Here is a 24761-nt window from a genome sequence, read left to right on the forward strand (position 1 = left end):
ATTTCAAGGACCCCCGCCGCAACCGCGACTGCAAGCCCAGGGGGGACGTGGCGGCGTTTATGACCCGTTCAAACTTCCTACAAACGATGATAAGTCGGACCAGCTATAAGATGAACTTGGGCATCGATGGTCCGACCCTTCCTTCCACTGAACGCGTTGCGGGCGTTCGAGGCTTCGGCCCGGCATCTCAGCTTCACGCGGGCCGGGATCGAACTTCACGTCACGCAGGCAGCCGTGAGCCAGCAGGTCCGCGCGCTTGAACAGCACATGGGCGTTCAGCTGTTTCGCCGGCTGCCGCGCGGCCTGATGATCACAGCCGAGGGCGAGGCCCTGCTTCCGGTCGTTGGAGACGCCTTCGACCGCCTGGCCACGACGCTCGACCGGGTCGGGTCGGGGAAAGTCCGCGAGCTGCTGGTGGTGGGGGTGGTGGGCACCTTCGCCGTCGGATGGCTTCTGCCCCGGCTGGAGGATTTCAGGCGCTCTCATCCGTTCGTGGAACTCAGGCTTTCAACCAACAACAACCGCGTCGACATGGCAGCCGAGGGGCTCGACTTCTCCATCCGCTTCGGAAACGGCGCATGGCACGGCCTCGATGCGACGGAACTGTTCGAAGCGCCGCTGACACCGCTTTGCACGCCGGAGCTGGCGGCCAGGATCCGTTCACCCGGGGATCTGGCCGAGCTCACATTGCTCAGAAGCTACCGCATGGACGAGTGGGCGCGCTGGTTTGCCGCCGCCGGCGCGGAGGTCCCGGCAAACATCGCCGGCGCCATCGTGTTCGATTCGTCGCTCGCCATGATGGAGGCCGCCGAGCAGGGCGTGGGCGTCGCGCTCGCTCCGCCCCTGATGTTCTCGCGTCAGATGCGCGGCGGTTCGATCAGGCGGCCATTCCAGGCCTCCATTTCGCTCGGCAGCTATTGGCTGACCAGGCTCAAATCGCGAACGCCCACCGCGGCGATGACGGCGTTCGCCGAATGGATTGCCGCCCAGGCGCCGGATTGCGGCGCCGGGCCGTTTCCCGCTTCGTCCTGACCGAGCCCTTCACGAAGAGCCGGAGGCGATTCGCCGACTGGCGGCCAGCTTCAGCCAGGGCGCCAGATGGAAGATGCTCATCAGCACATACATCAGGCCCATGCCGCTCAACGGCGAAGCATCCGGCATGGCCGAGCAGATGATGTCTGGGCCGCCAGCTGCGGTCAGCACCGCCATGACGGCGAAGGTTGGCGTCGCCGCGAGGCACAGCCAGTCGGCAACGCGGCGCGTCGGAGCTGTCCCGACTTCGAGCGGGTCGACCTCGCCCGCCGGCCGCTCGTCGCCCATTCCGGTCATGCGCTTCATCATCGTTCTGCTCGCTCGGGCATTTTGCAGCCGGGCGGAATCACCTGGCGTCGCACAAATGCGGCTAAACAAGCGCCGGCGCGTGGGTTGACGTGGGGCGCGCAGCGTCCTTTCCTCCGTCGGCGCGGCGCGCCGGTGGTGGTCGCGATCACACTAGGGCCGGATATCGGGATGGCGGGAGTTACAAGTCTGGCGGGATTCCGATGGACTCGCTGATTACGGCCGCGGCGCGCGCACTTGCCGCGGGCGACCCGCTCGGCGCGTTGAAACGGGTCGCCCTGCGCGACGATGCGCCGGCGCTCGCGCTCAGGGGCATCGCGATGGCGCAGCTCGGCGATCTCGCCCGGGCCAAGGCGCTTCTGAAGAGTGCTGCCCGCGCCTTCCGGCCCAGGGAGGCGGTGGCCCGCGCGCGCTGCGTCGTCGCCGAAGCCGAAATCGCGCTCGTCTCGCGTGATCTCACCTGGCCCGCCAAGGCTCTCGATGTCGCGCGAGCAACGCTCGAGGCGCATGGCGACCGCATCAACGCCGCGCATGCGCTGAACCTCGAGGCCCGGCGCCTGCTGCTGATCGGCCGCCTCGACGAGGCGGAGCGTACGCTCGCCGGGTTCGACCCCACGTCGCTCCCGCCCGCATCGCGGGCCGCCCACGAACTCGTGGTCGCGGGATTGGCTGTCCGGCGCCTACGCACACGGGCGGCGCGCGCCGCCCTCGATCGCGCCGAGCAGGCGGCGCGGGCGGCCGACATTCCCGCGCTGACGGCGGAGGTCGAAAACGCTGCGCTCGTCATGAATGCGCCGGCGGCGCGCCTCATAATGCGTGGGAGCGAACGCCTGCTGCTGCTGGAAGATGTCGAAGCGTTGCTGGCCTCGGGGACGCTCGTCGTCGATGCGTTCCGCTTCGTCGTGCGGCAGGCAGACACCGTGATTTCGCTTGCTACGCGCCCGGTGCTGTTTTCGCTCGCACGCGCGCTGGGCGAAGCCTGGCCTGGAGACGTATCCCGCAGCATCCTGCTTGCCCGCGCCTTCCGGGCCAGGCATGCCGACGAATCGCACCGCGCGCGGCTGCGGGTCGAGGTCGGCCGGCTGCGCGAGAAGCTTCGGCCGCTGGCTGATATCAGCGCGACCGGCGGCGGCTTCACGCTGTCGTCGCGCCGCGCACCGGAAATCGTCGTTCTGGCGCCGCCCGTCGAAGAGCGGCACGCGGCGGTGCTCGCCTTTCTCGCCGACGGCGAGTCATGGTCGAGCTCGGCGCTGGCGATAGCGCTCGGCGCCAGCCCGCGCACCGTGCAGCGGGCGCTCGAGCAGCTTGCGTCGACAGGCAAGGTTCAGTCGTTCGGCCGCGGCCGCGCGCGGCGTTGGTTGACCCCGCCGGCGCTCGGATTCCCGACAACCTTGTTACTCCCCGGCCCGCTGCCGAGCGACTAGGATGGAAAGCATGAAACAGGTAGCAGCCGAAATTCTCCGCGAATACGGACCCTTTCCAGAGGCCGAGCATGTGCATGGCGTCACCTTCGACGGCAAAAACGTCTGGTTCGCGTCCGGCGACAGGCTGAACGCCTTCGATCCGGCGAGCGGCGCGGCGGTGCGCTCGATCGACGTCGCCGCCCATGCAGGAACCGCCTTCGACGGCAAGCACCTATTCCAGATCGCCGAGGATCGCATCCAGAAGATCGATCCCCGGACCGGCCGCGTGCTGGCGACGATTCCGGCGCCCGGTGGTGGCGCCGACTCGGGGCTCGCATGGGCCGAGGGGTCGCTCTGGGTGGGGCAGTACCGCGACCGCAAGATCCATCAGGTCGATCCCGAGACCGGGGCCGTCCTGCGCACCATCGATTCCAGCCGCTTCGTCACCGGGGTCACCTGGGTCGACGGCGAGCTCTGGCATGCCACCTGGCAAGACGACGAGAGCGATGTGAGGCGGATCGATCCGCAAACCGGAGAGGTGCTGGAGAGACTGCAGATGCCATCCGGCATGGGCGTGTCGGGCCTCGAATCCGATGGCGGCGACGTGTTTTTCTGCGGCGGCGGAAACAGCGGGATCGTGCGGGCGGTGCGCCGCCCGAAGCGGACGCCGACGAAAGCGCGAAGGTAACCATCGACCCGTTCAGCCACTGCAGGTGCGGCACGGTCTTCGGCAAGTAGACTTGGAGCGACCCGCCAGTCGGCTCTCGACCGTGCGGAAAACCGGCATCCGTGCTATTGTGCGGCTCCATCGCAGCCTTCCCGTCCCGGGCTAGTCCATGTCGCGTTGCGGAGACGTCTACGAAAACCGCGTGACCGGCGAATACGCCGTGATCCTGCGCGGCACCGAAGATCGCGGCGAGGGTCCCGGCATCGCCCACCTCCTGGCGAGGCCGGGCGCTGCCGTCGTCGGCGAACACTTCCACCCCTACATCGTCGAAAAATTCACGGTGCTCAGCGGCAGGCTCGATGCCCGCATCGCGGGGAAAACCCTGGTGCTCGGCCCCGGGCAATCGGCAACCGTCGAACCCGGCGTCTCGCATGACTGGTGGAATTCCAGCAAGACCGACGACGCCCATGTGCTGGTCGAAGTCGCGCGCGCAAGCGGCACCGCGGAGATCGACCCCGACCGTTTCGAAATGCTGATCGGCATGCTGTTCGGCCTCGCCAATGACGGCCTGGTGGATGGTAAGGGCCGGCCCTCGCTGCTGCAGGCAGCGGTGATCGCCAGGGAATTCGCCGACGTCATCATGTTCACGCAGCCGCCCCCCGCCGTCCAGCGGGTGGCGTTCGGCGTTCTCGCCCCGCTCGCCCGGCTGTTAGGCTACCGGGCTATCATCCCCGCCTACTGCAAGCCGCACGCCCGTGTGACGCCCTCGGCCGAGGCGCTGGCCGCCGCAGGGCTCCCGGCGGGCTGACGCCACCGCTCCGACCAAACTTGATTTTGCCCACTGCGTCTGCTTCTCCATACGAAACCGAATCAATTTGGAGCGTTCATGGCCCCCTCTTCGGACAGATTGCGCATTGCGGTGCTGTTTGGCGGACGCTCCGCCGAGCATGACGTCTCGGTGCTTTCAGCAACCAATGTGATGCGTGCGCTGGACCCGGCGAAATACGACGCCGTTCCCATCTTCGTCACCCGCGAGGGCCAATGGCTGCTCAGCGGCTTCCAGGACGACGCGCTGGCGACGCCTTCGGTCGGCACGGAAATCTGCCTGGTGCCAGGCGGACGGGGTCGGGCAATGGCAATTCCGACGGATGGGGGTGCGCTCGGCGAACTGCCTGAGATAGGCATTCTCTTCCCGGTGCTGCACGGCCTCCACGGCGAGGATGGCGCCGTCCAAGGGCTTGCCGAGGTGACGCGCGTACCACTGGCTGGATGCGGCATCGTCGGCTCCGCCAACGCGCTAGACAAGGACATCGCCAAGCGCCTGCTGGGCGAGGCGGGCCTGCCTACCGCGCGATCCCTGACCATCCGCGCGGGCGCCGCACTAGCCTTTGCGGAACTGCAGGCCACGCTCGGTCTTCCGCTTTTCATCAAGCCGGCGCGACAGGGCTCCTCCGTCGGCGTCAGCAAAATCTCGACCGAAAGCGACTATGCGGAAGCGCTTGCCGAGGGTTTCAGGCACGACAGCAAGCTGCTGGCCGAAGAATTCATTCGCGGCCGCGAGATCGAGTGCAGCGTGCTCGAGGATCCGCAAGGCGGCCTCTTCGTTTCCCGTCCGGGCGAAATCGTGCCGGCCGAGAGCCACGGTTTCTACAGCTACGACGCCAAATATATCGATCAGGATGGAGCGGCGCTCAACGTGCCCGCCAGCCTGCCGGAGGAAATCGAGGACAGCCTGCGCGTCATGGCCGCACAGGCATTCCGGGCGGTCGGCTGCGACGGCATGGCGCGTGTCGATTTCTTCGTGACGGCGGAGATGCGCCTGCTGGTCAACGAGCTCAACACCATTCCGGGCTTCACCGATATCAGTATGTATTCCAAGGCGATGGCGGCGAGCGGCGTCAGCTATGCCGAAATCATCGACCGGCTGGTGGCGCATGGGCTGGCGCGCGCCAGTTCGCAATAGAGCATGATCCCGAAAAGTGGAAACCGGTTTTCGGAAAAGATCATGCTCCAACAGAGAGAGTCCCATTCCGACTCAATCGGAATGGAACAAGCTCCAGGCTTGAAAGCTGAGAACAGGCCTTTTCAGTAGAACCGTAGCAGCACCGGCAGGGCGCCGCTTTGCTGCAGGTATTCGACGAATTCGAAGAAGGGATAAGCGGCGAGGAACAGGAGCCCGTCGGCAAAGGTGCGGTACAGAAGCTGCGGCCGCACCGTCAGCATCTCGCTTTCCTTGAATAGGCTGGGATTGGGGAAGAAGCGCGGCACCTCCCGCATATACTGCCGGTAAGGTTCGCCGAAATTCTCTTCCAGATAGGCTTCCTCGACCAGGATGACGGCATGGAACGCCGCGTAGCAGAGAACGGCGAAGACGACCGCCACGGTGATGCTGCCGGTCATCGCGCCGATGCCGGCTGCACCGATGGTGCTGAACACGTAGAGCGGGTTGCGGGTGACCGAATAGGGTCCGCCTCTGACGATCTCCGCGCTTTTGCGGCCGCCGATATAGAGCGTGCACCAGCTGCGGCCGAGGATGGCGATCAGCATCGCGCCGATGCCGAAGGCCTCGACATCCTCATGCAGCGTGTCGTCCGTCGGCCAGGCGGAGGCGACGAAGAACAGCGCGAGGAAGATCGCGGCCACGAGCAGGGCGAGCACCAGCCGCCGGCGCCGCTGGTAGCGGCTGAGTTCGTCGAACGATTTGGCTTTCGGCTTGGAGGCAGGCGTTGCGGTGGTCATCGCTGAAAATTCCTGAAACCGCGACGCAACCGCGGCCGGCAGCCCTTTTCGGCGCAACTTGCGGAGAAATCGTGGCGGAAAAGCAAAAGGCCGCCGAAGCGGCCTCGATTGCCTGTAATCCGAGGCCGCCGAAGCGGTCTCAGAGGACTTTTCGCCGGTGCCGCCTCTAGCGCGGCGCCAACAACGTCGCCATGCGCCGTCTCTAGCGCGGCGCCAGCACCATCATCATCTGGCGGCCTTCGAGCTTGGGCTCGGCTTCGACCTTGGCGATCGGCGCGACTTCCTCGCGAACCTTGTTCAGAAGCTGCATGCCGAGTTCCATATGCGCCATCTCGCGGCCACGGAAACGCAGCGTCAGCTTGACCTTGTCGCCTTCCTCGAAGAAGCGGCGCACCGCCTTCATCTTCGTCTCATAGTCATGGCTGTCGATGTTCGGGCGCATCTTGATCTCCTTGATCTCGATGACCTTCTGGTTCTTGCGCGCCTCGGCGGCCTTCTTCTGGTTGGCGTATTTCAGCTTGCCGAGGTCGAGAATCTTGACAACGGGGGGTTCAGCATTCGGCGAAATCTCGACGAGGTCGAGGCCCGCCTCTTCGGCGGCGAGCAAGGCATCGTTGATCGACACATTGCCGCGGTTTTGTCCGTCTGCATCGATGAGCTGGACCCGGGGAACCCGGATGTCTCGGTTTGCACGCGGCCCGTCCTTGGTGGGCGCTGCGGCTTTGAATGGTCTGCGAATGGTCGTGGTCTCCTGGCTGTTTCGATTCAGGGTTGTGCTTGAAAAATCGGTATGCGCTATGTCGTTCAGACAACGGCGCTGTCAATACCACAGCCAATCGAAAGAATCACGACCAAACCTTGGTCTATGGGCATGATCTGTGGCGCGGCTTCCCGCGGCGGCTGTCCCATGGCAGAAGAGGCGCCCGAAGTTCGAAGAGCATTTTGCAGCCGGGCGTATCGCCTCGTATCGCGCAAATGCGGCGAAACAAACAGATCGAGCGGAATGCCCAATTCAACCTGGATGCATCCGTTCCAAAGAGGACCACGATGGCCGATACCGCACCGCAAATTCTCGATGTCGCAGGCATTCCGGTGGCGGTCCGCCGCCGCGAAGGGCGCGAACCGGGCATCATGTGGCTTGGCGGCTACCGCTCCGACATGCGCGGCACCAAGGCGGAAGCGCTCGACGGCTGGGCCGCGAAATCAGGCCATGCCTTCACCCGCCACGACTATTCCGGCCATGGCGAATCCGGCGGGATCTTTCGCGACGGCACCATATCGCTGTGGGTCGAGCAGAGCCTCGCGGTGTTCCGCAGCTTCGCCCATGGCCGCCAGATCCTCGTCGGCTCGTCGATGGGCGCCTGGGTGGCTCTGCGGATGATAGAGGAACTCCACAGATCAGGCGAAAGCAAGCGTATCGCCGGCCTGCTGCTCTTGGCGCCCGCACCGGACTTCACCAGCGAGCTGGTCGAGCCGAACCTCACCGAGGAACACCGCCGCGCGCTGGAACAGAACGGCTATTTCGAGGAACATTCGGAGTATTCGCCCGACTATCCCAACATCTACACCCGCGCGCTGATCGAGGATGGCCGCGCCAACCGCGTCATGGACCGTCCGATCGACACCCATTGCCCCGTCCACATCATCCAGGGCATCCAGGATCCCGACGTGCCCCACACGCATGCGCTGAAGCTCGTCGGCCGGCTGCCGGCCGACGACGTGACGCTTGCGCTTGTGCCCGATGGCGACCACCGGCTGTCGCGGCCCCAGGATATCGCGATGATCCTGCGCGCCGTGGAAGAACTCGTGAAACAGGCGGGCTGACCCTTCATGCGCGTTTCCATACCGGTCTCGGCGTTCGTCGCCGCAATCGTCGGCTTCGGCGGCACATTGGCGCTGATCATCGCGGCCGCCGACGCCGTCGGCGCGACCCGCGAGCAGACCGCGAGCTGGGTCACGGCGATCTGCCTCGCCATGGCGCTGGAGACGGCATGGCTGTCGTGGAAGACCAGAATGCCGGTCATCACCGCATGGTCGACGCCGGGTGCGGCACTCATCGCCGCCTCCAGCGGCTTCACCATGGGCGATGCGGTCGGAGCCTTCATCGTCACGGCGCTGCTTCTCGTGGCCACCGGTCTGTTCCGGCCGCTGACCAGGCTGATCGCCATGATCCCGGCCTCGGTGGCGTCCGCCATGCTCGCCGGCATCGTCGTCACCTTCGCCATCAATGCGGTGAAGACCATTCCCGCCGATCCGGCCCTCATCCTGCCGCTGATCGCGGCGTTCTTCGTCATCCGCCTGTTCAACCCGGCGCTGTCGGTGCTGGCGGTGCTGGTCGGCGGCGGCATGCTGGCCTTCGCGCTCGGCCGCGTCGGCGGCCTGCCAGCGCCCGAACTGTCGACACTCGTGCTGACCGCGCCGACCTTCTCGCTGGCCGGCGTCATCGGCCTGGCGTTGCCGCTCTATCTCGTCACCATGGCCTCGCAGAACCTTTCCGGCCTCGCCGTGCTCAAGGCCGCGGGCTACCATCCGGAGCCGGGACCGATCATCACCGTCACCGGCCTGCTCTCGCTCATCAGCGCGCCGTTCAATGCGCTGACCACCAACCTCGCCGCGATCTCGGCGGCGATCTGTACCGGTCCCGACGTGCATCCGGACCCCGCTGAGCGCTGGAAGACCGGCCCCTTCTACGCGCTGGCCTACCTCGTCTTCGCGATTTTCGGCGCCTCGCTGGTCGCTCTCTTCGCGGTGCTGCCGCAGAGCCTGATCGTGCTGGTGGCCGGGCTGGCGCTCATGGCCGCGCTCGCAAACGCGCTGGCGATCGCGCTCAAGGACGAGAGCCAGCGCATGGCCGCCACGACCACGTTTGCCGTCACCGCGTCGGGCCTTTCCCTGTTCGGCGTCGGCTCGGCATTCTGGGGCCTTTTGGCGGGGCTGGTCGTGCTTGCTCTTGATTCCATCAAAAAAAGATAATCGTTTCAATCTCTTCTCCGGTTTCGGAGAATACCATCTTGAATCGCCATTTTTGCTTTCCCATCTCGATCTGAGCGGCAAGGAATTGGCCGCCTCCAACCGAAGGAACGGGAGAAAATGAACACGACTGCACTGATCCGCCCGGCCTGGACGCCGGCGACCATCGCGTTGATGGTGATCGGCTTCATGGTGTTCTGGCCGCTTGGCCTCGCCATGCTCGCCTACATCATCTGGGGCGACCGGCTTGAAGGTTTCAAGCGTGACGCAAACCGGGCGACCGACGGCATCTTCGCCGGCTGCCGCCGCGCTTCCGACAAGGCGCATCGCTGGGGCCACGGCTCCGCCCGCACCGGCAACGTCGCTTTTGACGACTGGCGCGAGAAGGAACTCGAGCGGCTCGCCGAAGAGCGCAAGCGCCTCGACGACATGCTGGAAGAGTTCGACAACTATGCCCGCGAACTGCGCCGGGCGAAGGACCAGGACGAATTCGACCGCTTCATGGCCAACCGCAACAAGTCGACCGCGCCGACGACGACAACCCAGCCGAAGGGCAAGGGTAAAGGCACGAACCTGCTCGACGAAGCGTAAGCTTACGGTCAACCGCATGTGTTTTACGGCGCCGTTTTCATCCGGCGCCGTTTTTCTTTCCGGAGAATCTTCCCGGAGCATGATCCCGAAAAGTGGAAGCCTGTTTTCGGAAAAGATATGCCCCCACAGAGAGATAGAGCCCCATTCCGTTTTTCAATCGGAATGGAACACGCTCTAAAGGGATTCTTCCGGCCAGGTTTTTCGTAAATCCGTCGCGATTTTCCGCGATTTTTCCTCTCGAATCGGCGACTTTCCGGCAATGGCTTTCGGCTTTTTCAAGCACAGGGAATCAGACGTCCGTCCCGCGGTCCAGGAGCGGCTGCACGACGTCGCCGGGCGCAGCCTGCCGCTGAGAATCGTCGAAAACGAGCGCGCCCGCCGCCTGACGCTGAGGATCGACGCCGGCGGCCGCGGGCTCAGGGTCACTGTTCCGCCCGGTATCGCGCGCGGCGAGGTCGACCGCTTCCTCACCCGCCATCAGGGCTGGCTGGAACAGCGGCTCGCCAAGGTTCCCGATCGCCCGCAGGTGCGGCCCGGCATAAAGATCCCGCTGCGCGGCGTGCCGCACCTGATCGTGCACGAGCCGGCCTCGCGCGGCACGGTCGAGGTCGGCACAGTCGACGGCGCGCCGGCACTGATCGTCCATGGCGACCGTCGGCACCTGTCGCGGCGCGTCGCCGACTTCCTCAAGCGCGAAGCCAAGCGCGAAATCGAGGCGATGGTGGCCAGGCACACCGGCGTCATCGGCAAGCGCGCCAAGGCGATCCGTTTCAAGGACACCAGCAGCCGCTGGGGGTCGTGCACCTCCGACGGAACCCTGTCGTTCTCGTGGCGCATCATGATGGCGCCGGCGCCGGTCATCAATTACCTCGTGGCGCACGAGGTCGCGCATATAAGGGAAATGAACCACGGTCCGAAATTCTGGAAGCTGTGCAAGGAGTTGTGCCCCGACACGGAGCGCTGCAGGGACTGGCTGAAACGCAACGGCGGGGCATTGCAGGCGATCGGGTTCGAGTGAGGGTCCCCGCCTCCACCCGGCGAAGTGATCCCCCTGCATGAGATTTCAGGCCTTGTCACGCGCCTTGTGGAGATGTAGTAACGTACCTACATTCTCGAGCGAACAACCACGGACGGAGTTTCCGCCATGACCATCACGACTCTCTCGAGTCGAGAACTGAACCAGGATGTCAGCCGGGCAAAGAAGGCGGCCGGTAAAGGACCCGTCATCATCACCGATCGCGGCAAGCCGGCACATGTGCTGCTCAGCTTCGAGGAATATCAACGCCTCACCGGCCAGCGCCGAACCATCGTCGAAGCGCTGTCGATGCCAGGACTCTCGGAGATCGAAATCGAGTTCCCGCGCTCGCGCGCATTGCCGCGTCCAGCGACGTTCGAGTGATGTTCCTGCTCGACACCAACGTCATTTCGGAACTGCGCAAAGCCGGGGATGGCAAGGCCAACCCCAATGTTACGGCGTGGTTGTCACGCGAGGATGCCGCACAGTTCTACGTCTCAGCCATCACCCTGATGGAACTCGAACTGGGCACGCTACGGATCGAGCGGCGCGACCCTGCTCAGGGAGCAATGCTGCGAACGTGGATCGACGGTCATGTCCTGCCGGAGTTTTCCGAGCGGACGCTGCCGGTTGACAGAGCTGTGGCGCTGCAATGCGCCCGGCTTCATGTGCCAGACCCGCGCCCGGACCGGGATGCGTATATCGCTGCGACCGCGTTAGTACACGGCATGACGGTCGTTACGCGGAATGTGGCTGATTTCGAGCCGGTCGGCGTCCGCCTGCTCAATCCCTGGACCGAAGGCGCGGGTTGACCGATGGCCACCGCGCCATCACGGGCAATTTCCTCGACTCTTCCGCAATTTCGTGTCACTTCCCCGCCATGTCCCTCGACGTAAAGATCTGCGGCTTGAAGACGCCGGAAGCGGTTGCGGCGGCACTCGCCAATGGCGCGTCGCATGTCGGCTTTATTTTCTTCCCCAAAAGCCCGCGCTACGTCCTTGCCGGAACTGCCGGCGAACTGCGCAAGGCGGCGGTCGGCAAGGCGAAGGCCGTGGCGGTGACCGTCGACGCCGACGACGCTTTCCTCGATGAAATCGTGGCTGCAATGCAGCCCGACATGCTGCAGCTGCACGGCGACGAGAGCCCGGAAAGAGTGGCCGCCGTGAAGGCGCGCTATGGCCTGCCGGTGATGAAGGCCCTGTCGATCCGCGACGCAGCCGACCTCGACGCCATTCAGCCCTTCAGGGGTATCGCCGACCGCTTTCTGTTCGACGCGAAACCGCCCGTCGGTTCCGAACTTCCCGGCGGCAACGGCATCCAGTTCGACTGGCGCATTCTTGCCGGTCTCGACCGCAACGTCGATTATCTGCTGGCGGGCGGCCTTAACGCGGAAAATATCGGCGAGGCGCTCAGCCTCACCAATCCGCCCGGCGTCGATATTTCGTCGGGCGTCGAAAGCGCGCCCGGCGTCAAGGATGTAGGCCTGATCGAAAGCTTCTTCGATGCGGTGCGCTCGGCGAGGGCAAGAAGCGCCGCCTAAGGATTTGTCACTCGGCGGCGAGCTTCTAGTACGCCTGCCTCGGCTTCGACCTTGTATCTCAGCCGGACATTGCCCGATTTCAGCCGGTCGACCGCTTCGAGGCTCAGCGCGTGGCGCTGTTCCACGTCCTTGAACAGGGCTTTGCCGGCGCCCAGGACGATGGGGTTCACCACCAGCCGCAATTCGTCGACCAGGCCTGCGTTGATCATGCTCGACACCAGCGTGGCGCCGCCGACCAGGTGCATGTTTTTGCCCGCCTCATTCTTCAACGCCCGGATCGCGTCGAGATCGCGGACGATACGCGCGACGTCCCAGCGGGTTGCCTTCAGGGTCCGCGAAACCACGAAGTGGGGTGTCCGGGCCGCGAACTCGGCGTAGTCGCGCTCGCCCTTCGTGGCCGGGCGTCCGGTGAGTTCGAGGACCCCGTCGGGGTCGGCTATGATCGAGGTCCAGTATTGTTCGTAGGCGGGATACATGCCTCTGCCGAGGATACAGGTGTCGATCTCCGGCATGAGCTCGAACTCGTCCTCCCAGTTGTTGATCCAGTCCAGTTCGCCTTGCGGCCCCTCGATGAGGCTATCAAGCGAAACCTGCAGCGCCGCGATGATTTTCCGCATGTGTCCTGTCCTTGGTTGGAATTCATATGCTCAAGGACGATCGACCGCGCACGATTCCGACAGATGGACCAAGGATTTTGGGCGCCGCGGCGGCGAAACCGGCAGTGCGACCCGATCCGGGGAACAGTCGGTGGTTTACATTTCGCGCCGGAAAGGGATAAGCGATAGTCCTGAAACCCGGCCTCTTGCCGGCAGTTGAGCTGGAAAACGCCATGGACACCCCGGTAGAGCCCAATTCCTTCCGCACCGGACCCGACGAGCAGGGCATGTTCGGCATCTTTGGCGGCCGTTTCGTCGCCGAAACGCTAATGCCGCTGATCCTCGACCTTGAACGCCACTGGCACGAGGCCAAGGACGATCCGGAATTCAAGGCGGAACTGCAGAACCTCTCGACCTTCTATGCCGGGCGGCCGTCGAAACTTTACTACGCCGAAGGCCTGACGAAACATCTCGGCGGCGCGAAGATCTATTTCAAGCGCGAGGATTTGAACCACACCGGCTCGCACAAGATCAACAACTGCCTCGGCCAGATCCTTCTTGCCCGGCGCATGGGCAAGACACGCATCATCGCCGAAACCGGCGCCGGCCAGCATGGCGTCGCCTCGGCGACGGTTGCGGCGCGCTTCGGTTTCCCCTGCGTCGTCTACATGGGCGCCACCGACGTCGAGCGGCAGAAGCCCAACGTCTTCCGCATGAAGCTGCTCGGAGCCGAAGTGCGCCCGGTCAGCGCCGGCCACGGCACGCTCAAGGACGCCATGAACGAGGCGCTGCGCGACTGGGTGACCAACGTGCACGACACCTATTACCTGATCGGCACCGCCGCCGGCCCGCACCCTTATCCGGAGCTGGTGCGTGAGTTCCAGTCGGTGATCGGCAGCGAGGCGCGCGCGCAGATCCTCGAACAGGAAGGCCGCCTGCCCGACGTCATCGTTGCGGCCGTCGGCGGCGGTTCCAACGCCATCGGCCTGTTCCACCCGTTCCTCGACGACCGCTCCGTCGCCATCTACGGCGTCGAAGCCGGCGGCCGCGGCCTCGACGGCATCGAGCATTGCGCTTCGATGAGCGCCGGCAGCCCCGGCGTGCTGCATGGCAACCGCACCTACCTCCTGCAGAACAAGGACGGGCAGATCCTCGACGGGCACTCGATCTCGGCAGGCCTCGATTATCCCGGAGTCGGGCCGGAGCACTCGTGGCTGCGCGACAGCGGCCGGGTCAGCTACGTGCCGATCCTCGACGACCAGGCGCTTGAAGCCTTCCAGCTCACCACGCGGGTCGAAGGCATCATGCCGGCGCTGGAATCGGCGCATGCCATCGCGCAGGCGGTGAAGCTGGCGCCGACAATGGGCAAGGACAAGGTGATGATCGTCAACCTCTCCGGCCGCGGCGACAAGGACGTGCACACCGTCGCTGGCATGCTGGGCATGGAGATTTAGGAATGACCACCCGCATCGACCGCCGTTTTGAAAAGCTCAAGGCCGAAGGCCGCCCCGCGCTCGTCACCTATTTCATGGGCGGCGACCCGGATTACGAAACCTCGCTGTCGATCATGAAGGCCTTGCCCAAGGCCGGCAGCGACGTAATCGAGCTCGGCATGCCGTTTTCCGATCCGATGGCGGACGGCCCGGCGATCCAGGCGGCCGGCCTGCGCGCGCTGAAAGCCGGCCAGACGCTGGAGAAGACCTTGCGGCTGGCGCGCGAGTTCCGCGCCGGCGACAACGAGACGCCGATCGTCATGATGGGCTATTACAACCCCATCTACATCTACGGCGTCGACCGCTTCCTGGCTGACGCCATCGACGCCGGCATCGACGGGCTGATCGTCGTCGACCTGCCACCCGAGATGGACGAGGAGCTGTGCCTGCCTGCGCTGAAGGCAGGCATCAACTTCATCCGGCTGGCGACGCCGACCACCGACGACAAGCGGCTGCCGAAAGTGCTGCAGAACACCTCGGGCTTCGTCTATTACGTTTCGATGACCGGCATCACCGGATCGGCGCTCGCCGACACCGGCAAGGTCGCCGAAGCGGTCAGGCGCATCAAGGGACACACCGACCTGCCGGTCTGCGTCGGCTTCGGCGTCAAGACGGCCGAACAGGCGCGCGTCATCGGCGCTTCGGCCGACGGCGTGGTGGTCGGCACGGCGATCGTCAACGCTGTCGCCAATGTGATCGGCCCGAAAGGCGAGAAGACCGCCGACCCGGCCGAGGCGGTGGCGACGCTGGTCAACGGCCTGTCGCAAGGGGTGCGCGCCGCACGCCTTGCTTCGGCCCAATAAATTTTCCATCACTCTCGGACAATTTGGAGCCGATCAGATGAACTGGATCACCAATTACGTCCGGCCGAAGATCAATTCGATGCTCGGCCGCCGCGACATGCCGGAGAACCTGTGGATCAAGGATCCCGAGACCGGCGAGATGGTCTTTCACAAGGACCTGGAGAGCAACCAGTTCGTAATCCCATCTTCGGGGCACCACATGAAGATCTCGGCCAAGGAACGGCTGCGGTTCTTCTTCGACGACGGCAAATTCGAGCAGCTCGAAAACCCGAAGGTCGCGATCGACCCGCTGAAGTTTCGCGACGAGAAGCGCTATACCGACCGCCTGAAGGACGCCAGGACCAAGACCGGCATGGACGACGCCATCGTCAATGCGCTCGGAACCATCGAGGGCCTGCCGATCGTCGTGACCGTACAGGATTTCGCCTTCATGGGCGGCTCGCTGGGCATGGCTGCCGGCGAGGCCATCATCCGCGGCTTCGAGACCGCAGTCGAGAAGAAGCGGCCCCTGGTGCTGTTTGCCGCGTCGGGCGGCGCGCGCATGCAGGAGGGCATCCTGTCGCTGATGCAGCTGGCGCGCACCACGGTCGCCGTCGACCGGCTGAAGGAGGCCGGTTTGCCTTATGTCGTGGTGCTGACCAACCCGACCACCGGCGGCGTCACCGCCTCCTATGCCATGCTGGGCGACGTCCACATCGCCGAGCCCGGCGCGCTGATCGGCTTTGCCGGGCCGCGCGTCATCGAGCAGACCATCCGCCAGACCTTGCCGGAAGGCTTCCAGCGTTCCGAATATCTGATGGAACACGGCATGGTCGACATGGTGGTTTCGCGGCTCGAACTGAAGCAGACGATCGCACGCCTGCTGAAGATACTGCTGAAAACGCCGGTTTCCGACGCAATCGAGCCTGAGATCATGCCTCCGGCGGTGGTATCGGGCGAAATGCGCCCCCATCTTTGACCCTTGCTGCCGGGGCGATTGGTACAATTCATGATGACGACAACCGCCGCCGATCGGGAAATCGACCGCCTGCTGGCACTGCATCCGAAAGGCTTCGACCTTTCGCTGGAGCGCGTCAGCCGGCTTTTGGAAAAGCTCGACAACCCGCAGGACCGGCTGCCTCCCGTCATCCACATCGCCGGCACCAACGGCAAGGGTTCGGCGGCGGCGTTTTCGCGGGCGTTGCTCGAAGCCGCCGGGCACAGCGTGCACGTGCATACCTCGCCGCATCTGGTCAATTGGCATGAGCGCTACCGCATGGGCGCCCCGGGCGGCGGCAGGCTGGTCGAGGACGAGGTGCTCGCCGAAGCCGTGGCGCGCGCCGCCAAGGTGAATGGCGGCGAGCACATCACCGTATTCGAGATCCTGACCGCGGTTACCTTCCTTTTGTTTTCCGAACATCCGGCCGACGCGGCAATCATCGAGGTCGGGCTCGGCGGACGCTTCGACGCCACCAATGTCATCAGCCGCCCGGCGGTCTCAGTCATCATGCCGATCTCGCTTGACCACGAAGCCTTTCTCGGCGACCGCGTCGAACTGATCGCCGCCGAAAAGGCCGGCATCATCAAGCCCGGCGCGCCCGTGGTGATCGGGGCACAGGAGACATCCACCGCCCAGGACGTGCTGGTGGCGACCGCCGAGCGCCTCGGCTGCCCGCATCTGGTCTACGGCCAGGATTTCCTCGCTTACGAGGAGAACGGCCGCATGATCTTCCAGGATGAAACCGGCCTGATGGACCTGACGCCGCCAAGACTTCCCGGCCGCCATCAATACGCCAACGCGGCGGCGGCGATCGCCGCGGTGAAGACCGCCGGCTTCACCCTCAGCCATCGCGCCGTCGACAAGGCGATGACGAGTGTCGACTGGCCGGGCCGCATGCAGCGGCTGCCCAAGGGAAAATTGTCGGAACTGGCGCCGGAGGGCGCGGAAGTCTGGCTCGACGGCGGCCACAATCCAGGCGCGGGCGTCGTCGTCGCCGAGGCGCTCGCCGAGCAGGAAGAACGTTTCGCGCGGCCGCTGTTCCTGATCTGCGGCATGCTCAACACCAAGGACCAGGTGGGCTACTTCCGCGCCTTCGAAGGCATGGCGCGGCATGTCTACACCGTGCCGGTCAGTTCCAGCGATGCCGGCGTGCCCAACGCCGAGCTCGCCAACCGGGCGATGTCGGCCGGCCTTTCCGCCGAGCCGGTCAATTCGGTCGCCAACGCGCTGATGCTTCTGCGCGACACCTGGGATCCCGGCGAAACCCCGCCGCGCATCCTGATCGGCGGCTCGCTCTACCTCGCCGGCGAAGTGCTGGCGCAGAACGGGACCCCGCCGGCCTAGAGCAATTTACAGCCAAATGGAATCATTTGGCGTCCGCATAAATGCGGCAAAACAAATGGTTAGAGCGAGTTGCCGGCTCTGAAAGAACCGGAACCGTACTAACGTATTCCAGCCAGCAAAAAGCCCGGCAAGACGACGTCTGCCGGGCTCCAATTTCAGAATTTTTATTTTAGGCGATCAGGCGACGGCGCCGTTGATCCAGTGGGAAAGTGCGGTCTTCGGCGCAGCACCCACCTTTATGTCGGCCACTTCGCCATCCTTGAAGATCATCAGCGTCGGGATCGAACGCACGCCGAACTTGGCGGCGAGCTCCGGATTCTCGTCGATGTTGAGCTTGGCGATCTTCACCTTGCCGCCGAGTTCGGTGGCGATCTCTTCGAGCGCAGGCGCGATCATCTTGCAGGGACCGCACCATTCGGCCCAGAAATCGACGACCACCGGCTCACCGGCCTGAAGAACGTCTGCCTGGAAATTGCTGTTGTCGACCTTGACGGTGGCCATACGGGAAATCCTTTCGGGTGTTCAATGTCGCACAATATGTGGTGCAGACAGCCGGCTTGTTCAAGCTGATCTTGTGTCACGGCTGCGTGAGTCGGGCAAGCGCGGCATCCATCGTCGCTGCCGGCAGTGCAATCAGGCGCGCGGCTTCGGTGAACAGCAGCGCCGCCGTCACCGCCTTGCCGGGATAAAGCGGCTGCAGCAGGGCCCGGTAAAGCGCCATCTGAAGCACATGGGCAGCGGGGACTTCGTTGATGCCCGTAGGTGCTGGCCGGTTGGTCTTGTAATCGACGATCATCACCGCATCCGGCGTAATAGTGAGCCGGTCGATCTTGCCGGACACGGCGCGCTCGCGCCCTCTCACCGCAAGCTTGCCCATGATCGAGACTTCGGCGCGCGAGCTTTCCGAGAACAGCGGCGCGAAAACGGCATCGCCGAGGATGGCGTCGACCGCCGTCAGCGCCTGCTGCCTGTCGGCCTCGCTCCAGGCAGCGCCGGCGCGGCCGAGATAACGCAAGGCGGCGGCCTGCCGCTCGGCCTCCGGCAGGCCGGGCAGCATCTGCAGCAGGCGGTGCATGGCAAGGCCGCGCTGGATGGCGAAGGACGGCTCCTCCGCCGCGTCGAGCACCGGCGAGCGGGCCGACACCACCGGCTCGTTGCCTTCCTCGATGAGAGCGGATGCGCCGGATGGCGACAGCGGCCGCGGCAGCGCCGGCGGGGCTGCCGGCGTCTCGAACAGTTCAGCCGGCAATGGCCCCGTCACGGGCGCCATGGCGACGTCGTCCTCGGCCGCGGCGGCGGCCTCCGGCATCCCGGTGACGCGGTAGCGCAGAATGGCCTCGCCGCCCTGCGGATCCTGCCGCTCGGCGCTGTATTCGGAACCGCTGAGCGCTCGCCCGACGATCGAATGCCAAGTGCCGCCGTCGGGTGTCCGCTTGCCGTGGTAGCCGCAGACGATCAGCCGGTCCTCGGCGCGCGTCATGCCGACATAAAGCAGCCGCCGGTATTCCTCCTCGGCCTTTTGGCGGGCGCGGCGGCCAACCTCTCGCGAAAAGCCGTTGGCGACGTCGCTGGCAGACCGCCACAGGAAACCGCTGCCCGACCACAGTTCGCGCTGCGGCTCGAACGGCATCAGCCGCGACAGGTGCTGCTCGCTGAACGGCGCTGCGCCGCTGTCGACGAGGAAGACCACCGGCGCCTCCAGCCCCTTGGCGGCATGCACCGTCATGATGCGGACCTCGTTGCGCGTCTGGTCCATCTCGCGCTTGATCTCGGGGCCGGCGCTGTCCAGCGTGGCAAGGAAGGCTTCGAGACCGGGCAGGCCGGTCTGTTCCTCGGCGAGGCAGAAATTCAGGAACTCATCGAGGATATCGCCCGCCTCGTGGCCGAGCCTGCCGACCATCCTCTTGCGGACCTGGTCGCGGCCGAGCACGCCGGCATAGAATTCGAACACCGGCCGGAAGGCGGCCTCGTTAGCCCATTTGTCGAGCTGGCCGACGATGCCGGTGAGCAAGAGGTCGGTCTCGGCCTTGCGCCGCAGCGCCGCGATCAGCGAAACGCCGGGCGCGCGGTTCCAGGCAAGTTCGAACAGCGTCTCCTCGCTCTCGCCGAAGATCGGGCTCTTCAGCACCGCGGCCAGCGACAGGTCGTCCTCTGGCTGCAGCAGGAAACGCCCGAGGGCGGCCAGATCCTTGATCGCGATATGGCCGGGCAGGCTCAGCCGGTCGGCGCCGGCAACCGGCACGCCGCGGCTCTTCAGGCTGCGGGAGAGCGCATGGACGAAGCGGTCGCGCTTGCGCACCAGCACCAGCACGTCGCCGGCTGTAAGCCGCTTGCCCGAACCCTCGATGATTTCGCCCGACCTGATCCAGCCTTCGATCGTGGCTGCGATGTTCTCGGCCACCCGCACGGCCGGCGCCTTGGTGTGGTCGACCGAGAGCCTCCAGTCGTCCGGTTCCTCGACCGCCTCAGTGCCGAGGCTCGGCCAGACCTCCACATAGCCCGCAGCACCCGCGCGGATCGCCTTGTGGCCGAGCGGATCGGGATCGCGGGTCAGGCCCTTGCGCACCTCCTCGCGGGCAAAGACGAGATCGACCGCGGAAAGCACGTCGTCGGTCGAACGAAACGACCAGGTGAGCCTCACCGGCTCGAAGCTGCCGTCGGCGGAGCGCACCTGCGCGGAGAATTCGTGCCCGCTCGACGCGAAGGATTCCGGATCGGCGCCCTGGAAGGAATAGATCGACTGCTTCTCGTCACCGACGGCGAAGATGGTGCGATGGATGTCGTCGCGCGCGCCAAGGCCGGCAAAAAACTCGGCTGCCAGTTTCTTGACGACGTCCCACTGGTCCGGGCTGGTATCCTGCGCCTCATCGATCAGGATATGGTCGATGCCTTTGTCCAGCTTGTACTGGACCCAGGGCCCGGCATCCTGGCGCGCCAAAAGACGCACCGTGCGGGTGATCAGGTCGTTGAAGTCGAGAAAGCCGCGCGCACTCTTCAGCTGCTCGTAGCGGGCGATCAGCCAGTCGGCGATGGTGAGCGCGGCGCGACTGCCCTCCAGCATACGAAACAGCGCGAGCCGGTCGGAGGCGTCGCGGATGCCGATCGCCATGCGGTCGAACTCTTCCTCGAACCGCGTGAAATGGTTGGCGACATTCTTCGCCGCGATCTGCCTGATGCTGCGCGGCTGCCAGCCCTCGCCGGATCTTTTGGTGAGGAAGACATTCTTGAGCCCCTGCAGGCGCTTCAGCGGATCGTCGATGCGGCAGGCTTCGAGGAGACTACGGGCAAAGTTCTCGGCCACGCTCTTGCCGGCGCGTTCGGCGCGCTGGAGATATTCGCGGGCGAAGTTCTCATCGAAATAGGCATCCGGCCAGACCGAGCCGGCGATGCCCGCCGCCGTGTCGCCCGGTTCGAAACCGAATTCATCGAACAGGTCGATGAAAGGCGGCTCGCCGGGGCTGGCGACCTGCTCGATGAAGCGCCGCAGCCGGTCGCGCTTCTGGACGATCTCGGAGAGCAGGCTGTCGAGGCCGAATTCGCCGCCGCGCTCCAGCACGAAGGCGAAGGCCTCGGCGAGTTCGACATTCTCCGCGCTTGCCGCGCCGGAAATCATGTCGCGCCGCGCTTCGCCGACGAGCGCTGCCTCCATCTGCTGGTCGAGCATTTCGAAATGCCCGGCGATGTTGGCTTCGAGCGGGAACTGATGCAGCAGCGCCTCGCAGAAGGCGTGGATAGTCTGGATCTTCAGGCCGCCCGGCGTTTCCAGCGCGGTGGCGAAGAGCCGGCGCGCCCGCGCCAGTTTGGCGCGGCCCGGCCGGCTGCCGTCGATCGCCTCGATCTCGGCCGACAGCTCCTGGTCGTCGAGCATCGTCCATTTGGCGAGGTTGCCGAAAACGCGGTTCGCCATGTTGGCCGCCGCCGCGCGCGTATAGGTAAGGCACAGTATTTTAGAGGGGTCGGTGCCTTCGAGCAGAAGCCGCGTGACCCGCTGCGACAGGACGTGGGTCTTGCCGGAACCGGCATTGGCCGACACCCAGACGGAGTTGCGCGGGTCGGACGCCTTCGCCTGCAGCGCGATGGTGTCGCGCGGGATAACCGGCCGCCGCTTCATTCGGCGCCGTCCGCTTCGGCATCCTCGGCGCCCGCCGACCATTCGAGCACCCGGGCAAGGTGATCGTAGTCGCCGTCCATGTCGCCCTCGCGGAACGGCAGCGCCCGCGACAGGTACCCGCTGTCGGCGTTGTTGTAGTGGGCAAGGAGCTGTTCCAGCCGGCGCCACGCGTCGTCGGCGAGTTCAGGCGCGCTCTTGGACTTGCGGTCGTGCTCCAGGATCGACTGTTCCTCGACCTCGCCATTGGCCTTGAAGCGGACGAAGGCAAGCTGCGCGGGCAGCATGGGGCCGATATCCTTGAACGCGCCGCGTTTCAGCAATGCGCCTTCCAGCGCCAGTTGCGGCGCCAGCAGCGTGTGCGCCTGGCCGCGCGACGGCGAAGACCCGGTCTTGTAATCCAGGATGTCGGCCATGCCGGCGGGCCGCAGATCGATTCGGTCGGCGCGGCCGGAAAGCGTGGCGCCCGTTTCGCCGACAGGCAGGGCTTCGGCGCGCTCTTCAGGTCGGCGTCCGGTTACGCCGTCGGCGCGGCCGCGTTCCCAGTCGAGGATGTTGCCGGCGAGTGCTTCGAAACGCGGCCACCACACGGCCTGAACGTCGACAGGCAGCGCGATCTCGGCAAAACACGTTCTGCCGATGTCCAGCAGCACGGACGCCGCGTCCGGGCCTGCGGCGTCGACATCGGCTTGCGCGAAGCGGTGCATGATTTCGTGAAACAGCGTTCCGCGCTCGGCAGCCCCCGGGTCGCGGACCAGCGCCTCGACCGGAGCCAGCCCAAGGATGCGCCGGGCGTAGACGGCGTAGGGATCGCGGCGCAGCGTCTCGATCTCGGTCACCGAAAAACGCTTCGGCCTGGCGTCGAGCCGTGGCTTCGGTTTCGGGCGCTTGACGAACGGCTTCTCCGCGCCCTTGTCCAGCGCCCGCGCCCAGCCAAGCAGTTCGTCGCCGCGCGCGCGCAATTGCCTGGCATGATCGTCGCCGGCGAACGTCAGCAGCCGCTGCAGCCAGCGCGACGGCACAGCCGGCGCGTCGCCGGAGCGTGCCGCGCGCGTGAGCACCACTTTTTCCGCTCCCATCGCAGTCCAGAAGTCGTGCGCGGCAAGACCGATGCGGCGCTCCGGCGGCTCGAGGTCGATGCCCGCCTTCATGACACGCGACATGAAACGGTCGGCCTCGGCGCGGCGCGGCCAGCTGCCCTCGTTCAGTCCGCCCAGAACCAGCGTGTCGACCGTCTGCAAACGGGCTTCGAGCGCGCCCCAGATGGAGACGCGGCCATCGCCGCCGGATGCTGGCTTGACCACCTCCGTGGCGATCAGCGCGGCAAGCACGTCCGGCCACTCGGCGGCGGTGAAATCCAGCGTGGCGGTGGTGGACAGAACCTGGCGCAGGAAGCCGGCTAGTTTCTGGCCGGCGTCTTCGGCGTAGAGATCCGCGAGGTCGCCTGCCGCACCGCGGCCGATGTTCTCAAGCGCCTCGACGGTGGCGCGCACGATGTCGGGCAGGTTCACCTGGCCCACCCCGCGAAACGCCAGCAGCGGCTCCAGCGCCCGGTTCAGGCTCGCCAGCAATTGCCTCGCCTCCGAGCTGCGCCGCGCATTCAGCCGGGAGAGCCATGACGGGGCGTGGCGGTCGGCGCCAAGCGACCGAAGCCGGCGCTCGAACGTCTCACCAAGTCCGGCGATATCCGGCCGGCCGGTGCCGCCGCGCAGCGCCACGAGTTCGATCGCCTCGGCGGCGCGGCGCACCGTGGCGCGATCCGACGCGAGGCCGAGCAGCGGGTGCTTCAGCAATGCGAGGATGGCGACGGGATCGCCCGGCCGGAAGACGGTTTCGGTGAGCAGGCGCAGCAGCGTCGCAGGCGCGGTGCGCGCCAGCGGCAGGCCGCCGGAATCGTCGGCCCGGATGTCGAAGCGCAGGAGTTCGGCCGAAACCCGCCGCGCCAGGTTGCGGTCCGTGGTGACGAGTGCTGCACTCCTGTCGCCCGGCGCGATGGCGCGCCTGAGCGCGATGGCGATCGCCATCGCCTCGTCGCGCTCGTTGGCCGCCTCGACCAGCGTGACGTCGGCGAAGGCGGCGGCGATACCGGCTTCCGGGAACGCTCTTCGGCTGGCGATCCAGCCATCGGTCGTCGCCGCCGGACGCAGCGCCTCACTTACCAATCCGGAACGCAGCGCCAACGGCTGGGGTGCTGCCGCGATCTCCGGCACATCGGCACGGCTGAGCCCGAACCGGCGCAACAGCTTGGCGAGGCCGTACTGCGGGTGGCCGAGCACCGAAGGCTCGGGCGCGGCATCGGCGATGACCGACCATGTCTCGTCGTCGAGATGCCGGTCGAGCCCCGGCAGCACCACCGCTCCATTCGGCAATCGCGCGATCACCGACAGGAGTTCGGCCGTCGCCGGCACCGAGCCAGTCGACCCGGCAGCGATGACCGGCCCGGCCGGCGGCATCCGCTGCAGCCGCGCGGCCTCTGCCAGGATCAGCGCATTGCGGTGCGCGGCGGGATTGGAGCGGTCGCGTTCCCGCAACAGTTCGGGCCAGGCGGCGGTGACGATCTCCAGGAAGTTGAGGGTCACCTGCCACCAGCTCGCCAGGTCGCCGGAGACGAGATCGCCAAGCCGCGACCAGTCGGAGCCCTCGGTCTCGATCTCGTCCATCAGGGCGGCGAGATCGCGCGCCAGCCAGATCGAATCGGCCGCCGACGCGGGCACCACGACCTCTTCCGCAAACAACGCGGCGACGTGCGCCGGCAGCCGCTTCTTCCAGGCGCGCACCAGCGGCGCCAGAAGCAGCAGGCGGTCGATCGCGGCGATCGGAGGCGCGATGTCGAGCGCCGCACCCCCGCCCGGCTCGAACAGCACCTCGTCCTCGTCGAATTCGCCCAGCGCCCGGATCGTCGGCAGGATGGCGGAGCGGCCACCATGAAGATCGACGAAGACGCCGCGAAGCTCGCGCGCGGCGCGCCGCGTCGGCACGAAGATCGTCGCGCCGGCTAGTTTCAGCGGGTCGCCGTCGAAACTGAAGCCGGGCGCCAACTCACCCGACAGCAACGCCTTGGCAAGTGTGGGCAGGAACGGGACGCCGGTCGGGATGGAAAAAACACTAGAGCGCCGCGCGTCCTGTTGGACGCGCAAAGGACGCTCTAAAACTTTGAACCTATGCATCGTGCTTT

The 24761-nt window shown here is 65.8% G+C and carries 23 protein-coding genes; 16 read left to right on the plus strand and 7 right to left on the minus strand.

Going from position 1 to position 24761, the window contains the following annotated elements; all coding sequences use genetic code 11:
* Positions 1–126: 126 nt before the first annotated feature.
* Positions 127–1032, plus strand: a complete 906-nt coding sequence (locus tag F3H98_RS16630; protein ID WP_149761280.1) for a LysR family transcriptional regulator — start codon at positions 127–129, stop codon at positions 1030–1032.
* A 9-nt stretch (positions 1033–1041) separates the two neighbouring features.
* Here the strand turns inward: F3H98_RS16630 and F3H98_RS16635 are convergent, their stop codons facing one another.
* A complete protein-coding gene (locus F3H98_RS16635; RefSeq protein WP_244621749.1) occupies positions 1042–1341 on the minus strand; it encodes a hypothetical protein in 300 nt (99 codons plus the stop codon).
* A gap of 200 nt (positions 1342–1541) precedes the next feature.
* On the opposite strand from F3H98_RS16635, the gene F3H98_RS16640 reads away from it, so the two are divergent.
* From F3H98_RS16640 to F3H98_RS16655, 4 genes are all read left to right on the plus strand, one after another.
* Complete coding sequence (locus F3H98_RS16640) at positions 1542–2762, plus strand: helix-turn-helix domain-containing protein (RefSeq protein ID WP_149761281.1); 1221 nt, start codon at positions 1542–1544, stop codon at positions 2760–2762.
* Between the two features lie 10 nt (positions 2763–2772).
* Complete coding sequence (locus tag F3H98_RS16645; RefSeq protein WP_149761282.1) at positions 2773–3429, plus strand: Vgb family protein; 657 nt, start codon at positions 2773–2775, stop codon at positions 3427–3429.
* 148 nt (positions 3430–3577) lie between these two features.
* Positions 3578–4216 carry a cupin domain-containing protein gene (locus F3H98_RS16650; RefSeq protein ID WP_149761283.1) on the plus strand — a complete coding sequence of 213 codons (639 nt, stop codon included), beginning with the start codon at positions 3578–3580 and terminating at the stop codon, positions 4214–4216.
* A 78-nt stretch (positions 4217–4294) separates the two neighbouring features.
* Complete coding sequence (locus F3H98_RS16655; protein WP_149761284.1) at positions 4295–5371, plus strand: D-alanine--D-alanine ligase family protein; 1077 nt, start codon at positions 4295–4297, stop codon at positions 5369–5371.
* A 122-nt stretch (positions 5372–5493) separates the two neighbouring features.
* Here F3H98_RS16655 and F3H98_RS16660 read toward each other — a convergent pair whose 3' ends face one another.
* Positions 5494–6147, minus strand: a complete 654-nt coding sequence (locus tag F3H98_RS16660) for a methyltransferase family protein (protein WP_149761285.1) — start codon at positions 6145–6147, stop codon at positions 5494–5496.
* Positions 6148–6349: 202 nt separating this feature from the next.
* Complete coding sequence (gene infC / locus F3H98_RS16665; protein ID WP_149761286.1) at positions 6350–6886, minus strand: translation initiation factor IF-3; 537 nt, start codon at positions 6884–6886, stop codon at positions 6350–6352.
* A gap of 308 nt (positions 6887–7194) precedes the next feature.
* Here infC and F3H98_RS16670 point away from each other — a divergent pair, with 308 nt between their 5' ends.
* The 7 genes from F3H98_RS16670 (at position 7195) to F3H98_RS16700 (ending at position 12263) form a co-directional block, all read left to right on the plus strand.
* Positions 7195–7971 (plus strand): alpha/beta hydrolase, encoded by a 777-nt coding sequence (locus F3H98_RS16670; protein WP_149761287.1) that lies wholly within the window; start codon positions 7195–7197, stop codon positions 7969–7971.
* A gap of 6 nt (positions 7972–7977) precedes the next feature.
* Entirely contained in the window at positions 7978–9120 is a 1143-nt protein-coding gene (locus tag F3H98_RS16675; RefSeq protein WP_149761288.1) for a benzoate/H(+) symporter BenE family transporter, read from the plus strand.
* A 117-nt stretch (positions 9121–9237) separates the two neighbouring features.
* Entirely contained in the window at positions 9238–9708 is a 471-nt protein-coding gene (locus F3H98_RS16680; RefSeq protein ID WP_149761289.1) for a DUF2852 domain-containing protein, read from the plus strand.
* Positions 9709–9967: 259 nt separating this feature from the next.
* Positions 9968–10726, plus strand: a complete 759-nt coding sequence (locus F3H98_RS16685) for a M48 family metallopeptidase (RefSeq protein WP_149761290.1) — start codon at positions 9968–9970, stop codon at positions 10724–10726.
* A 126-nt stretch (positions 10727–10852) separates the two neighbouring features.
* Positions 10853–11107: a type II toxin-antitoxin system Phd/YefM family antitoxin gene (locus F3H98_RS16690; protein WP_149761291.1), complete on the plus strand. Its 255-nt coding sequence runs from the start codon at positions 10853–10855 to the stop codon at positions 11105–11107.
* Positions 11104–11535, plus strand: a complete 432-nt coding sequence (locus tag F3H98_RS16695) for a type II toxin-antitoxin system VapC family toxin (protein WP_210249687.1) — start codon at positions 11104–11106, stop codon at positions 11533–11535. The genes F3H98_RS16690 and F3H98_RS16695 overlap by 4 nt, the downstream gene beginning before the upstream one ends.
* A gap of 68 nt (positions 11536–11603) precedes the next feature.
* Entirely contained in the window at positions 11604–12263 is a 660-nt protein-coding gene (locus tag F3H98_RS16700) for a phosphoribosylanthranilate isomerase (RefSeq protein WP_149761439.1), read from the plus strand.
* Here the strand turns inward: F3H98_RS16700 and F3H98_RS16705 are convergent.
* Entirely contained in the window at positions 12260–12880 is a 621-nt protein-coding gene (locus F3H98_RS16705; RefSeq protein ID WP_149761293.1) for a dihydrofolate reductase family protein, read from the minus strand. The two genes, F3H98_RS16700 and F3H98_RS16705, sit on opposite strands and share 4 nt — an antisense overlap.
* Positions 12881–13092: 212 nt before the next feature.
* Between F3H98_RS16705 and trpB the strand changes: the two genes are divergently transcribed.
* The 4 genes from trpB to F3H98_RS16725 are packed head-to-tail and all read left to right on the plus strand — an operon-like array spanning position 13093 to position 17478.
* The gene (trpB, locus tag F3H98_RS16710; protein ID WP_149761294.1) at positions 13093–14313 is read left to right on the plus strand and encodes a tryptophan synthase subunit beta; all 1221 of its coding nucleotides are present in this window, start codon (positions 13093–13095) and stop codon (positions 14311–14313) included.
* A 2-nt stretch (positions 14314–14315) separates the two neighbouring features.
* On the plus strand, positions 14316–15155 hold the full coding sequence (gene trpA / locus F3H98_RS16715; protein ID WP_149761295.1) for a tryptophan synthase subunit alpha: 840 nt from the start codon (positions 14316–14318) through the stop codon (positions 15153–15155).
* A gap of 37 nt (positions 15156–15192) precedes the next feature.
* Complete coding sequence (gene accD, locus F3H98_RS16720) at positions 15193–16113, plus strand: acetyl-CoA carboxylase, carboxyltransferase subunit beta (protein WP_149761296.1); 921 nt, start codon at positions 15193–15195, stop codon at positions 16111–16113.
* 33 nt (positions 16114–16146) lie between these two features.
* The gene (locus F3H98_RS16725; protein WP_149761440.1) at positions 16147–17478 is read left to right on the plus strand and encodes a bifunctional folylpolyglutamate synthase/dihydrofolate synthase; all 1332 of its coding nucleotides are present in this window, start codon (positions 16147–16149) and stop codon (positions 17476–17478) included.
* A gap of 177 nt (positions 17479–17655) precedes the next feature.
* Here F3H98_RS16725 and trxA read toward each other — a convergent pair whose 3' ends face one another.
* The 3 genes from trxA to addB all read right to left on the minus strand — a co-directional run bounded on the left by trxA (position 17656) and on the right by addB (position 24723).
* Complete coding sequence (gene trxA, locus F3H98_RS16730) at positions 17656–17979, minus strand: thioredoxin (RefSeq protein ID WP_149761297.1); 324 nt, start codon at positions 17977–17979, stop codon at positions 17656–17658.
* A gap of 76 nt (positions 17980–18055) precedes the next feature.
* Positions 18056–21589 (minus strand): double-strand break repair helicase AddA, encoded by a 3534-nt coding sequence (gene addA / locus F3H98_RS16735; RefSeq protein WP_149761298.1) that lies wholly within the window; start codon positions 21587–21589, stop codon positions 18056–18058.
* The gene (addB, locus tag F3H98_RS16740; RefSeq protein ID WP_244621750.1) at positions 21586–24723 is read right to left on the minus strand and encodes a double-strand break repair protein AddB; all 3138 of its coding nucleotides are present in this window, start codon (positions 24721–24723) and stop codon (positions 21586–21588) included. The genes addA and addB overlap by 4 nt, the downstream gene beginning before the upstream one ends.
* Between the last annotated feature and the right edge of the window lie 38 nt (positions 24724–24761).

Origin of the sequence: Neomesorhizobium albiziae (genome assembly GCF_900114255.1) — a bacterium.
GTDB classification, from domain to species: domain Bacteria; phylum Pseudomonadota; class Alphaproteobacteria; order Rhizobiales; family Rhizobiaceae; genus Neomesorhizobium; species Neomesorhizobium albiziae.